This is a genomic window from Rhizobium sp. NZLR1, assembly GCF_017357385.1.
Taxonomy (GTDB): Bacteria; Pseudomonadota; Alphaproteobacteria; order Rhizobiales; family Rhizobiaceae; genus Rhizobium.
Genome location: NZ_CP071632.1, coordinates 3,221,616 through 3,233,870 on the forward strand (window position 1 = coordinate 3,221,616; position 12,255 = coordinate 3,233,870).

Below are 12,255 nucleotides of genomic sequence, written 5' to 3' on the forward strand. Positions count from 1 at the left end.
CACCACTATGATCGCGCAGAAGTTCTCGACCGTGAACCTGCCGCAGGCGGCGATGCGCGCCGACGAGCAGATTACGCATGGGCTCACCATGCTGCTCCTGGCGCTGACGGCGGCAAGCGGGCTGGCAGTCTGGCGTCGTCGCCTCAAGGACATCGTCATGATCGGAGCCAAGCGCGATGGTCGATAGGCCCGCTACAGTTGAGAATGAGGGAGCGAGTGAATTCGAGCCGCTTCCGACCTATCTGGAACTTGCCCTAGCCACGACCCACGACATGCCGAAGACGCGGCAAAGGAAAGGTTTTTTCCTCTGGCGTCTTTCCTCGACCGAACGGGCGATCGTCTTTGCTATTGCCGGTCTTGCCGTTTACGGCCTGGCGCTGATCGGCGACGGTTTCCTGCTGAAGGCGAAGGCCGAACTGATCGACGGCCGGGCGACCGGCTCCGTTCAACCGGTAAACACAAAGCCGTTATTGCAGGTCGAATGAGGGTTGAAGCTCTCCCCTGCCCGCTCCACGTTCGGACGGGAGAGATGACCGGGGAAGCAAGATGAAGAGAATATCCGCCTTCCATTTCGCAGCAGCGCTGTTCCTGTTCGGCGCCGTGTCCGCCGATGCGGCCGATACCGTCAATACGCAGGGTCCCGCCGTTCGTGTCGACAATCTCGCCAAGGGCCTCGAGCATCCCTGGGCGGTCGAGGTGTTGCCCGATGGCGCCTATCTCGTCACCGAGCGGCCCGGCCGCATGCGCATCATCCGCGATGGCAATATCTCCGACCCGATCGGCGGCGTGCCCACGGTCAGCGCCCGTGGCCAGGGCGGCCTGATGGACGTGGCGCTCGCCCCGGACTTTGCGACATCTAGAAGGATCTATTTCACCGCCGCCATCGCCAATGCACAGGGCTCTGGCACTGAAGCCTTCAGCGCCACGCTTTCCGCTGACGAGAAGAGACTGGGCGCCGTAACGCCTGTTTTCACCATGCGGCGCTTCACCTCCGGCAATATCCAGTACGGCTCGCGCATCGCCATAGCCCGTGATGGTTCGCTGTTCATCAGCGTCGGCGACCGTGGCGACCGCGACCGCTCGCAGGACTGGCAGGATGATGCCGGCTCGATCATCCACATCAATGCCGATGGCAGCATCCCGGCCGACAACCCATTCAAGGACGGCGGCAAGGCGCTGCCGGAAATCTGGTCGAAGGGCCACCGCAACCCGCAGGGTATCACCTTCGATACCAAGGACGGCAAGCTCTACACCGTCGAACACGGCGCGCGCGGCGGTGACGAAATCAACCAGCCTGAGGCAGGCAAGAATTACGGCTGGCCGATCATCACCTATGGCCGCGACTATTCGGGTGCGGAAATCGGCGAAGGCACCGCGAGGGAAGGGCTGGAACAGCCGCTGCATTACTGGGATCCGTCGATTGCCCCTGGTGCGCTCACGGTCTACCGCGGCGCCATGTTCCCGGAATGGGACGGCAATTTCCTCGTCGCGGCGCTGAAGTTTCAGCTGCTTTCGCGCATGCAGCGCGACGAAAGCGGCGCCTTCGTCGCCGAAGAGCGCCTGTTCGAGGGTGAATACGGCCGGATCCGCGATGTCGTCGTCGCACCCGACGGCGCGCTGCTGATGGTGACGGACGAGGACAGCGGATCGCTGCTCAGGGTTTCGCGCGCTGAGGCCAATAACGGCTGAAAGATCACAACGCGCCACGTAACTCCTTGCGGATAACAAATTTCAGTCCGGACCAGACCTCATCGACGGCGCAGACCTTGACGTCAACAAGGCCGGTCGGAAGGAGGATCTCTCGTAGCACATCCTCGGTGACGTCCGTCGGCACCCGCGAACTCTTCTTCGGCCAGGAGATCCAGAGGATGCCATCCGGTCTCAGAACACGAAAAAGCGCGGACGCGAAAGCCTCCAACGTCGCTCGCTCGGTCGTAAACAGGTGCATGTAGTCAAACGCCCGCCGAGGCGTTTCGGGAAGCGCAAGGGCGACCGAGGCAAAGCCGTCGAAGCCATAGATCTCGCCAATCGTTTCGGGAACGCCGAGAAGAGCAGCCGCCTGGCCGCGCGCGAGGCCGAGCTTCTTGGCGAGCGGCGTGCCAGAATAGCCTGCCGTCCCGGGCATCGCCGCCATTTCGCCGGCCAGCCGGCCTTCGTCGCGTTGCATGCTGTCACCTCCGCCAACCGGCAACATAGTCTGCACCCTTGCCGAAAGGAAACGCAACTGCTAACCGCTGGGGCACATTCCTTCCCCATCGAGGACGACATGACGCGCGCTCAGGCGAACCTTCTGCTGTTGCTTGCAGCCGCCATCTGGGGTGGCGGCTTCGTCGCGCAATCGACGGCGATGAAGGCGATCGGCCCCTTCTGGTTCATTGCCCTGCGTTTCACCGTCGCGACGCTGGCCGTGCTGCCTTTCGTCGTTTTCGAAGCGCTCAACTCCAAGGTGAAGACCAGCGCACGCCATGCGAAACTCTATATTCTGACCGGCCTTGCGCTTTTCGGCGGCGCAGCCACGCAGCAGGTCGGGCTCCAGACGACGACTGTGACGAATTCGAGCTTCATCACCGGCCTCTATGTTGTCTTCGTGCCGCTGATCGCCGTGTTCTTCCTGCGTCGTGCCCCGCATTGGATCATCTGGCCGGGGGGGCTGATGGCTGTCACCGGCATCTATCTCTTGTCAGGCGATCACCTCTCGGCCCTTACATCAGGCGACCTCCTGACAATGGTCTGCGCCGGCTTCTGGGCAATCCAGATCACCCTTGCCGGCACGACTGTTTCTGCGACCGGACGGCCGCTCGCCCTCTCGGCCACGCAATTCGCCGTCACCGCAATCTGCGCGCTTGTCATTGCCGCAATCGTCGAACCGATCAGCCTCTCTGCGATACGGGCCGCGGCACCTGAGATCGTCTATGTCGGCATCTTCTCCTCGGGCCTGGCCTTCGTGCTGCAGGTGATCGCCCAGCGTTACACCACACCCTCGCAGGCAGCGATCTTCCTCTCCGCCGAAGCGCTCTTCGGCGCCTCGCTCGCAGCCCTGCTGCTGGGCGAGACGATGCCAGTGACCGGCTATGCAGGTTGCGCGCTGATGTTTATCGCTATGCTTGTGGTCGAACTCGTGCCTGGATTTGCCCGGCGACGCCTGCCAGTCACCTGAACACGCGTCGAAATGCGGGTGAGTTACGCGTTGAGAAAAAATTTATCGGATGCGTAAAGACGCGTTCACGTTGCATTATTGGGAAAATCTGCTCCGAACTTATATTGCAGACGATATAAAACGTTAATCATTCCTCTATCTTCGAAGAAAATTTTGCGTTTTTGCGCAAATTGGATATTCGCAGGGGTGCGCGCCGCACGGCACGCTAAAAACTTTTGCTTGCCAAAATCCTTTAACCGCAGCATTCTCAGCGCGTTCGGGCATTTTGCGAGCATGGGAAGTCCTTAAGTATTTGCGCGCCGGGAACGCTAATATTCCGGTCAGCCGGTTCCGAAGATGGCGGGCGAAGTCCTGCCTGGAACAGGCCGAGGTAGAGGGGACCTTTTTCTCACATTTCAAGAATTGCCTGCCTACACCTCCCGCAAGGAGGCAATGCTATGATGCTGCCCGTGTGGATGGCGGGCAGAGAGAAAAGGGACCTGACGCATGGCAGAGACTGGCACTGTAAAATTCTTCAATACCGACAAAGGCTTCGGCTTCATCAAGCCGGACCGGGGCGGCGCCGATATCTTCGTTCACATTTCTGCCGTTCAAGCCTCCGGGCTGGCCGGTCTGACGGAAAACCAGAAGGTAAGCTTCGACACGGAGCCGGATCGCCGCGGCAAGGGCCCCAAGGCCGTCAATCTGCAGATTGCGGGCTGAACCTCTTAACAAGGCTGTCGAATTCGAGTTGATGCCCGGCAGCGATGCCGGGTTTTGTCGTTCAGCCTTCGTTCAGCCACCAATCTATAGGACTGCCACCATCGAGAAAGGAACCGGCGTTCGGTTCCCGCGATTAGGACCTACGCTGATGAACAGGCTCGTAAAAACTCTTATGCTGACGGCAACGGCTGCTGCGCTTACCCTCTCCGCCATTGGCGATGCATCGGCCGGCGACCGTCATTGGCACCATCACAACGGCAACGATGCGCTCGTCGGCGGCGCCCTTGGTCTCGCGACCGGCCTGATCGTCGGTTCGGCCATCGCCAATACCAATAACGGTCCTGCATACGAAGAGCGCCGCTACATCGACCCGGCTTACGAGCCGGATTATTACGAGCCCGCTCCGGTCTATCGCGCCCCGCGTCGCGTCTATGTCGAGCAGCCGCAATATGTCGAGCAGCCGCGATACTATGCACCGGTCCGCACGTCGGTGGAGCCCTGGTCGCCGCAGTGGGAGCGTTACTGCTCTTACCGCTACCGCTCTTTCGATTCGCGTAGCGGCACCTATATCGGCAATGACGGCCGCAGCCATTTCTGTACCGCCGGCTGATCTCTCTAAAGCGCGTCGCTTCAAACTAAATTCACGCGACGCTCTTTTGCTATTGTGCATGCTATCCCGGAACCGCTGCACACTTCCGGGCGACATGCATTATCATCGCTGATGCCAGGCGCCGCTTTCGAGCGGCACTTTCTTTTGTGATCCGTCAGCGAATTTTTCTCAAAGCATATCGGCATCGGGTTCGAAATCGGTCGAGACGCTGACCGCGCGCCATTCCCGATCAGCGTCGATACGCGCGGCATCCGCTTTCTCGACATTGCGGACAGCATCGCTGCCGAGCAGCAGCCGGAGCGGTGCTGCATCGAGGCCGGCGATATGGATGACCACCGCAGCCGCTTTGGCAGGATCTCCGGGCTGGCGACCATTATACTCACGCTGGAAGCGCACGGTAGCGCCGACCGTCTCCGCATAGTCCTGCCGCCCTTCGGCAAGCACCGTCGAGGCGCCGGCGAAATCGGTCCTGAAGCCGCCGGGCTCGATCACCGTCACCCTGATGCCGAATGGCGCGACCTCTTTCGCCAACACCTCGGAAAAGCCCTCGACACCGAATTTCGCTGCCGAATAGGCGCCGCGCCCGGCAGGTCCGATCCGGCCACCGACGGATGAGAACTGGATGATATGCCCTGCCCCCTGTTCGCGCATCAGGGCGATGACCGCCTTGGTCATGATGATCGTGCCGAACAGATTGGCCTCGATCTGCGCCCGGAAATCGGCAAGGCTGGTATCTTCGATCGAGGAGACATTGCCGTAGCCGGCATTGTTGACAAGCACGTCGATGCGTCCGAACCGCTTCACACCGGCCTCGACCGCTGCCGTGGCCGCCGTCTCGTCGGTCACGTCGAGCGCGACCGTCAGCACCTGGCCGCCATATCGCTCGGACAGATCGGCAAGTTGGGCCGGATCGCGCGCCGTCGCCACCAGATTGTCGCCGGAGGCCAAAACCGCCTCCGCCAACGCTCGGCCGAGACCGCGCGAACTCCCTGTAATCAACCAGACCTTGGACATCGGAAACCTTTCCTTCTTTGGTTCCCGGCTCATGTATGGTCTATCGTATCCGATCGAAAGAAGGTACCCTGGCGATCTATACGCACCTTGAGGTAACTGACTTGCCGAGCGACATGTTCGATTTCTGCAGCAGCATGACGGATGAACAGGATGCGCGCGCCCGCGAACTGATCGAGCGGGCGGCGTCGAAATGGCCGCTGCGCATCCTGCACGTGCTCTCCGGTGCGGGCGCACCCCTGCGCTTCTCGCGCCTTATGGAAAGGGTCGAGGGCATCAGCCAAAAGGTGCTGACGCAGACGCTGCGCACCCTCGAAAGAGACGGCCTCATCATCCGCACGCTCTATCCGCAAGTGCCGCCGCGCGTTGAATATGAGTTGACGCCGCTCGGACGCGACCTCCTCATGCAGGTCGCTGGCCTCTGGCGTTGGATCGTCGAACATCTGGATGCATTCGATGCACGCAAAGCCGTGAAGCTGCCGACCGTTGCCGACAACCAAAACCCGTTCTAAGCAGGGATGCGGATCGTTGCCCTCAGTCCGCCGAGCGGGCTGTCGGCGAGGGTGACGTTGCCGCCGTGGCTGCGGGCGATGTCGCGGGCAATCGCAAGGCCAAGGCCGGTGCCCGACGCATCGAGGTTACGCGCCGCGTCCAGTCGGAAGAACGGCTTGAAAACGTCCTCGCGGTTCTTTTCCGGAATACCCGGTCCGTCATCGTCGAAGATGACGGTCAGCCATTTGGCATTGTGCTTGGCTTCGATGTCGAGCCTGCCGGCATAACGGCGGGCATTCGAGGCCAGGTTGGTGACGAGACGCATGAAAGCATTCGGCCTGACGGATATGTCGTCATCGCCTTCGATGGAATAGCTGAATGTCTTGCCGTGCAGAGCGAAATCGGATTCCAGCTTTACGAAGATCTCGCTGAGTTTCAGCTCGCCGACATCCTCTTCGACTTCGCCGCGTGCGAAGGCCGTGTAGGCCTCCAGCATGGCCTGCATATCGTTGACGTCGTCGTTCAGCCCATGCAGGTCGGGATTGTCGCCGGCGAGCGCCAGTTGCAGTTTGAAGCGGGTGAGGATGGTGCGCAGATCATGGCTGACGCCGGAGAGCATCGCGGTGCGCTGCTCGATCTGCCGTTCAATTCGCTCGCGCATCAGGATGAAGGCAAGGCCGGCGCGCCTGACCTCGTCGGCACCGCGCGGATAGAAATTATCGGGCTTCTGCCCCTTGCCGAAGCTTTCGGCCGCTCGCGCCAAGGTCAGGATCGGCCGGATCTGCCCGCGCAGGAAGAGGATAGAGATGCCGATCAGCACCAGCGAGGTGCCGACCATCCAGACGATGAAGATATGTGTGTTCGAGGCATAGGTCTGGCTGCGCTTGGTCAGCACCCTGAGGATCTTGTTGTCGAGCTTGATGCGGATCTCGACGAGGTTCGAGTTGCCGACCGTGTCGATCCAGAAAGGCCGGTGGATCTCGTCGGTGATCTCGTCGCTGAGGATGCCGTCGAGTATCGAGAAGAACGGCTTGACGCGCGGCGGCGGCAGATCGCCGTCCGGCTCGATCGAGATCTGCAGGCTGAGCTGGTCGCGGGCGATGCGGATGATCTCGTTATAGTCCGAATTCTGCGGGTAGGTCTCGATGATCTCGATGATCGCGGCGATGTCGCGGGTGACGGCCAGCGACAGCCGCTCCGTCACCATCTGCCAGTGGCGCTCCATGAAGACGGCGGCGACGACGGATTGCAACAGCACCATCGGAATGATGATGATCAGCAGCGAGCGCGCGTAAAGCCCGGTCGGCAGCCGCCGGCGCAGCCAGCGGGCAATCGAGCGCCAGCCCGGCCCAGAAGTGCGGTCTTCCCGCCGCAAGCTGTCGATCGTCACCATTAGCGCCGGTCCTGGCCTCTATCCTCAGATCTAGTCGATGCTCAGCCTGTATCCGATGCCGCGCACGGTCTGCAACCAGACGGGATTGGCCGGATCATCCTCGATCTTACGCCGCAGCCGGTTGATCTGCACGTCGATCGTGCGCTCGCCGACCTCTGTGTCGTTGCCGATCAGTTCATGGCGGGGGATCGTATCACCGGCGCGCCGTGCAAAGAGCAGCATGATCTCCTGCTCGCGGTCGGTGAGCCGGATCACCTCGCTGGCTTTCTTCAGCTCCTTGCGGGTGAGTGAGAAGGTATAGGGGCCGAACATCACCTGTTCGATCTTCGGTCCCTCGCCGCCGGCATTGCGGCGCAGAATGTTGTTGATGCGCAGCACCAATTCGCGCGGGTCGAAGGGCTTGGAAAGATAGTCGTCGGCGCCCGCCTCGAGGCCTTCGATCCGGTTGCCCGATTCCGCCAGCGCCGTCAGCATGATGATCGGCACGTTCTTGATGGCGCGAAGCCCGCGGGTGACGTCGATGCCGGATTCGCCGGGCATCATCACATCCATGATGATCAGGTCGAAATCGAGACCCGCGAGCTTGCGCTGAGCCTCGGCGCCGTCGGCGGCGACAGTGACGCGGAAGCCGTTCTCGGCGAGATAACGATTGAGCAGCGCACGGATGCGCGAGTCGTCGTCGACCACCAGCAGATGCGCCGCATCGTCTGAAATACCTGTCTTGACCGCCATTCAATCCGCCTTCTGCCTGTCCCGCATTCCCCTGAGGAAAGCTTTTACGCCCTCCCGCACCTCCGCAGAAGCCCCATCGAATGCCCGCTCAATGCGGCGCGATTGCGGCTCGGCAAGTGCAAGCGCCAGCTCTCGTCCCGATTTCGTTGGATAGAGCTTGCGCTGCCGCCGGTCCTCGGGGCCTGCCACCTGGCGAATATAGCCTGAATCGATCAGCTGTTTCAGCACCCTTGCAAGGCTCTGCTTGGTAATCCTCAGCGTATCGAGAAGATCGGCAACCGTCATGCCGGGATTGCGGTTGACGAAATGCACGACGCGGTGATGGGCCCGGCCGAAGCCGCTCTTTTCGAGGATGGCGTCAGGATCGGAAACGAAGTCGCGATAGGCGAAGAAGAACTGTTCGATAATCTCGAAATCGATGATGTCAGTATCTTCCATCGGCGTGGCCAGCGGCTCTGGCTTGCCTGCTTTGGGGCCGGTCTGTCGTGACACTCGGCATTCCTTTCTCTCTTCGCACCCCGCGGGAAACTTTCGCCAAGATATGTCAGCTTTATTGACATAAATTTGCGTCGCGGCTAGCTTTCCGACCTCTGGGAGAGCCCCGCACGGACTTTTATTCCTCGGCATTTCCCCAGAAACCAAGGCCCGTCCTGCACTCCGACGCAATACGCGATTTCCCCTTGCGTCTGTGGATAAAACGTAATGGGGACAACAATCAACAGGCATGGCGCTTGAAGCGCCGGAGGAGACTAGGGATGGCTTCAGTTCCTTTCGACCAGCTGGACGGCGAAATATGGTTCAACGGCGAGTTTGTCGCCTGGAAGGACGGCAAGATCCACGTGTTGACGCACGGCCTGCATTATGCCAGCGCCGTCTTCGAGGGCGAGCGCGCCTATGGCGGCCAGGTGTTCAAGCTCACCGAACATAACCAGCGCCTGCACAGATCCGCCGAGATCCTCGGCTTCAATGTGCCCTACTCCGTCGAGGAACTCGACGCGGCGACCGTCGAGCTCTTGAAGCGCCAGGGTTTCCAAGATGCCTATGTCAGGCCGATCGCCTGGCGCGGCAGTGAGATGATGGGCGTTTCGGCGCAGGCCAATCGCATCAATGTCGCCATCGCCATCTGGCAATGGGGCAGCTATTTCAATCCGACCGAGAAGCTGAAGGGCATCCGCCTCGATATCGCCGAATACCGTCGTCCCGATCCGAAGACTGCGCCTTGCGCCTCCAAGGCTGCCGGTCTCTACATGATCTGCACCATTTCCAAGCACGCCGCCGAAGCCAAGGGCTATGCCGATGCAATGATGCTCGATTATCGCGGCCAGGTCGCCGAAGCGACAGGCCCCAACATCTTCTTCATCAAGGATGGCGTCATTCACACGCCGACCCCGGATTGCTTCCTGAACGGCATCACCCGCCAGACCGTCATTGAACTCGCCAAACGCCGCAGCATCGAGGTCATCGAACGCGCGATCCTGCCGGAAGAGCTCCCCGGCTTCAGCGAGTGTTTCCTCACCGGCTCGGCTGCTGAGGTGACCCCAGTTTCCGAGATCGGCCCGCATCGCTTCACGCCGTCGGTGATTTCCGAGACGCTGATGAACGACTACATGAAGGACGTCTATCCGGCGGCAGTCGCTGCCGGATAAGATCCTTCACGCGATCGCCCGGCAATTCAAAGCGTTACGGCGCCGCACGGCTGAAAAGGCGCGGCGCTGAGCTGAACGCCGGCCGGGCATTTACCGATGCGCCCGTGCCATGACCAGTCCGGCGAGCGTCGAGAGAATGCCGCCGCCAATCAATCCGCCGATGCCGTCGGCGATCAGGCCGGTCATAGCCGCTTCCCCACCGACCATGCTGAGCAGCATGCCGCCGGCGACACCGCCGATCGCGCCTGCGATCGTACGGGCGACGACGTTAATCGCGTTCTGCTTTAAGGCGGCGCTCGCGGCATTGCCGCCGATGGCGCCGGCAATCAACTGTGTGACGAGCGGAAGTAGGGCTTCCATGACTTTCCTCCTCTGGCGATCTCCCCGATCGCCGTTTATATGCCGAACCTTCGGCATGTTAGCATTTTATCATATTCAGGAGGAAAGCGTTAAGAAAAAATCAACCCATGCGGGAGGCAAGGGATGAAGCAGAAGGGGCTGGAAACGAGGCGGCCAGCCGACCGCCCCGTTGTATTTTGCCGATTACATCACTGATAAACGTAGACGATCCGGCGTGTACCGGGATCGACCAGCACCGGCCGATCGTTGATCCTCGTATAACGGTACCCATAATCCGGGATCGTCTGGAAGGTGACGTCGCCAGGGACTTCGGCGCCGACGACGACATCGCCGCCGAGCTGCACCGTCTGGCCGGGATTGGTGTCGATATAGGTGCGGACCGTTTCGGGCGGAGTGATGGTCTCGACAGCCCCGACCGGGCCGAGCAACTCGTCGCCCGGCGCCGGCTGCGGATCAACTGGGACGACACTGGCGGTCGACTCGTAGGTCACGACGGGAACGCCGATCTCGGCGCGGTGCTGCTCGACGATGACCTGGCTGCCGCCTTGGTCGACCTGTAGATAATCGGCATAGACCCAGCCGCGCATGCCGTTGACGTCGACACGGCACCAGCGGCTGCCTTCGATGCAGCCATCAAGCACCGCGGTCGAGCCGCGCGTGGCAAGACCAACTGCCGGATATTGCGGGCCGGGGCCGGCGCGGACGTTGAGATCGTTGACGGTCGTCGCCGTCATCTCCGCCTGCGCAAGGCCAGCGGTCGCCAGGAGCACGGCCCCCGCCAGCAGAATGTTTCTCTTCAAGGTCATGTGAGCGTCTCCTTAGTTTCGATGGGCTGACAACGCGCGGCATTCCACGATGTTCCCATGCGCTCCGCAGTGCAAAGCGCTACGCTCAGGCGGCTTCAGGCAAGCAATTGAATTTTCGGGATAAAATTCGATTTTAATGACATCCAGCGACAGGGTGGAGATCCATAAATTCTTGTTTCAGCGCGTCTTTTTGCCGTGATACGCGCCTCTAAGGCAGAAGATTCCGGCTGTCCTTCGCACGGTTTCGGACTATACCCTGAGCATCCGAGACACCAAGCGAGGCAGTTATGGGCATGCTCCAGGCCGGCATTATTCCGGTGACACCCTTCCAACAGAACTGCACGATCTTCTTCGATGCAGACACCAAGGAAGGCGTCGTCGTCGATCCGGGCGGCGATGTGCCGCTCATCCTGCAATCGATCGCGGAGAACGGTTTGGTCATCAAGGAAATCTGGCTGACGCATGGCCATCTCGACCATGCCGGCGGTGCCACCGAGTTGAAGGAGGCCCTCGGCATCGACGTTGTCGGCCCGCATCAGGACGACTTGCCGCTGCTGCAGCGGATCGAGACCCAGGCCGAAAAATACGGCATATCGGGATTGCGCAACACCCTGCCCGACCGCTGGCTGAAGGATGGCGACAAGATCGCGTTCGGTGCCCACGAATTCGAGGTCTACCACACGCCCGGCCACGCCCCCGGCCATGTCATCTATTTCAACCGGGTGCAGAATTTCGCCCACCTCGGCGACGTGCTCTTCAACGGTTCGATCGGCCGCACCGACCTGCCGGGCGGCAATCATCAGCAGCTTCTCGATTCGATCCGCGACAAGGTGCTGCCACTCGGCGACGACGTCGGCTTCATCTGCGGCCACGGCCCCGGCAGCCGCATCGGCGACGAACGGCGAAGCAATCCATTTCTAAAGGGTATTTGAGCCGGTGAAGATCCGGGCGAGCGCATCGGACGAAAAGCCGATAAAACGGTGTGAGCTCACGGTCACATCATCTTGCTACCGTTCGGCACCGGCCGTTCGACGGAAGCAAGCACGATCGCGCCGCTCTCGTCCTCGAAGCCCAGCGTCAGCACTTCCGAGCGGAACGGCCCGATCTGGCGTGGCGGGAAATTGACGACGCCGAACACCTGCCGGCCGATCAGGCTTTCCGGCGTGTAATGCACGGTGATCTGCGCTGAGGATTTTTTCGTGCCGATCTCGGGACCAAAATCGATCGCCAGCTTGAATGCCGGCTTTCGCGCTTCCGGAAAGGGACTGGCCTCGACGATCGTACCGATACGGATGTCGACACGCTCGAAATCGGCGTAGGTGATCTCTTCGGCCATATCGTCTCCG

General features: G+C 61.0%; 16 protein-coding genes and 1 pseudogene. 8 read left to right on the top strand and 9 right to left on the bottom strand.

Going from position 1 to position 12,255, the window contains the following annotated elements:
• Window positions 1–176: 176 nt before the first annotated feature.
• Window positions 177–416, top strand: a pseudogene (locus tag J3O30_RS16040) (class GN sortase); the annotation flags it as partial.
• Between the two features lie 130 nt (window positions 417–546).
• The gene (locus J3O30_RS16045) at window positions 547–1,689 is read left to right on the top strand and encodes a PQQ-dependent sugar dehydrogenase (RefSeq protein WP_207581258.1); all 1,143 of its coding nucleotides are present in this window, start codon (window positions 547–549) and stop codon (window positions 1,687–1,689) included.
• Window positions 1,690–1,693: 4 nt separating this feature from the next.
• Here the strand turns inward: J3O30_RS16045 and J3O30_RS16050 are convergent, their stop codons facing one another.
• The gene (locus J3O30_RS16050) at window positions 1,694–2,167 is read right to left on the bottom strand and encodes a DUF3052 domain-containing protein (protein ID WP_207581259.1); all 474 of its coding nucleotides are present in this window, start codon (window positions 2,165–2,167) and stop codon (window positions 1,694–1,696) included.
• Window positions 2,168–2,266: 99 nt separating this feature from the next.
• On the opposite strand from J3O30_RS16050, the gene J3O30_RS16055 reads away from it, so the two are divergent.
• The gene (locus J3O30_RS16055; protein WP_207581260.1) at window positions 2,267–3,157 is read left to right on the top strand and encodes a DMT family transporter; all 891 of its coding nucleotides are present in this window, start codon (window positions 2,267–2,269) and stop codon (window positions 3,155–3,157) included.
• A 65-nt stretch (window positions 3,158–3,222) separates the two neighbouring features.
• On the opposite strand, the gene J3O30_RS16060 is transcribed toward J3O30_RS16055, so the two are convergent.
• Complete coding sequence (locus tag J3O30_RS16060) at window positions 3,223–3,432, bottom strand: hypothetical protein (protein WP_207581261.1); 210 nt, start codon at window positions 3,430–3,432, stop codon at window positions 3,223–3,225.
• Between the two features lie 211 nt (window positions 3,433–3,643).
• Here J3O30_RS16060 and J3O30_RS16065 point away from each other — a divergent pair, with 211 nt between their 5' ends.
• Both J3O30_RS16065 and J3O30_RS16070 read left to right on the top strand, forming a co-directional pair.
• Window positions 3,644–3,859 (top strand): cold-shock protein, encoded by a 216-nt coding sequence (locus tag J3O30_RS16065; protein ID WP_003561293.1) that lies wholly within the window; start codon window positions 3,644–3,646, stop codon window positions 3,857–3,859.
• 148 nt (window positions 3,860–4,007) lie between these two features.
• On the top strand, window positions 4,008–4,469 hold the full coding sequence (locus tag J3O30_RS16070) for a BA14K family protein (protein WP_207581262.1): 462 nt from the start codon (window positions 4,008–4,010) through the stop codon (window positions 4,467–4,469).
• Between the two features lie 168 nt (window positions 4,470–4,637).
• On the opposite strand, the gene J3O30_RS16075 is transcribed toward J3O30_RS16070, so the two are convergent.
• Complete coding sequence (locus tag J3O30_RS16075; RefSeq protein ID WP_207581263.1) at window positions 4,638–5,483, bottom strand: oxidoreductase; 846 nt, start codon at window positions 5,481–5,483, stop codon at window positions 4,638–4,640.
• Window positions 5,484–5,518: 35 nt separating this feature from the next.
• Here J3O30_RS16075 and J3O30_RS16080 point away from each other — a divergent pair, with 35 nt between their 5' ends.
• On the top strand, window positions 5,519–5,992 hold the full coding sequence (locus tag J3O30_RS16080) for a helix-turn-helix domain-containing protein (protein ID WP_207581264.1): 474 nt from the start codon (window positions 5,519–5,521) through the stop codon (window positions 5,990–5,992).
• Here J3O30_RS16080 and J3O30_RS16085 read toward each other — a convergent pair.
• The 3 genes from J3O30_RS16085 to J3O30_RS16095 are packed head-to-tail and all read right to left on the bottom strand — an operon-like array spanning window position 5,989 to window position 8,589.
• Window positions 5,989–7,365 carry an ATP-binding protein gene (locus J3O30_RS16085; protein WP_207581265.1) on the bottom strand — a complete coding sequence of 459 codons (1,377 nt, stop codon included), beginning with the start codon at window positions 7,363–7,365 and terminating at the stop codon, window positions 5,989–5,991. The two genes, J3O30_RS16080 and J3O30_RS16085, sit on opposite strands and share 4 nt — an antisense overlap.
• Before the next feature lie 30 nt (window positions 7,366–7,395).
• On the bottom strand, window positions 7,396–8,097 hold the full coding sequence (locus J3O30_RS16090) for a response regulator transcription factor (RefSeq protein WP_003581129.1): 702 nt from the start codon (window positions 8,095–8,097) through the stop codon (window positions 7,396–7,398).
• Window positions 8,098–8,589, bottom strand: a complete 492-nt coding sequence (locus J3O30_RS16095) for a MarR family transcriptional regulator (RefSeq protein WP_207581266.1) — start codon at window positions 8,587–8,589, stop codon at window positions 8,098–8,100.
• Between the two features lie 263 nt (window positions 8,590–8,852).
• Between J3O30_RS16095 and J3O30_RS16100 the strand changes: the two genes are divergently transcribed.
• The gene (locus J3O30_RS16100; RefSeq protein ID WP_207581267.1) at window positions 8,853–9,743 is read left to right on the top strand and encodes a branched-chain amino acid aminotransferase; all 891 of its coding nucleotides are present in this window, start codon (window positions 8,853–8,855) and stop codon (window positions 9,741–9,743) included.
• A gap of 90 nt (window positions 9,744–9,833) precedes the next feature.
• Here J3O30_RS16100 and J3O30_RS16105 read toward each other — a convergent pair whose 3' ends face one another.
• Together J3O30_RS16105 and J3O30_RS16110 are read right to left on the bottom strand one after the other, a co-directional pair.
• Complete coding sequence (locus J3O30_RS16105; RefSeq protein WP_207581268.1) at window positions 9,834–10,103, bottom strand: hypothetical protein; 270 nt, start codon at window positions 10,101–10,103, stop codon at window positions 9,834–9,836.
• A 188-nt stretch (window positions 10,104–10,291) separates the two neighbouring features.
• Window positions 10,292–10,909 (bottom strand): DUF1236 domain-containing protein, encoded by a 618-nt coding sequence (locus tag J3O30_RS16110; protein WP_207581269.1) that lies wholly within the window; start codon window positions 10,907–10,909, stop codon window positions 10,292–10,294.
• Window positions 10,910–11,196: 287 nt separating this feature from the next.
• Here J3O30_RS16110 and J3O30_RS16115 point away from each other — a divergent pair, with 287 nt between their 5' ends.
• Window positions 11,197–11,841 (top strand): MBL fold metallo-hydrolase, encoded by a 645-nt coding sequence (locus J3O30_RS16115; RefSeq protein ID WP_207581270.1) that lies wholly within the window; start codon window positions 11,197–11,199, stop codon window positions 11,839–11,841.
• 62 nt (window positions 11,842–11,903) lie between these two features.
• On the opposite strand, the gene J3O30_RS16120 is transcribed toward J3O30_RS16115, so the two are convergent.
• Window positions 11,904–12,245, bottom strand: a complete 342-nt coding sequence (locus J3O30_RS16120; RefSeq protein WP_207581271.1) for a tRNA-binding protein — start codon at window positions 12,243–12,245, stop codon at window positions 11,904–11,906.
• Window positions 12,246–12,255 lie beyond the last annotated feature (10 nt).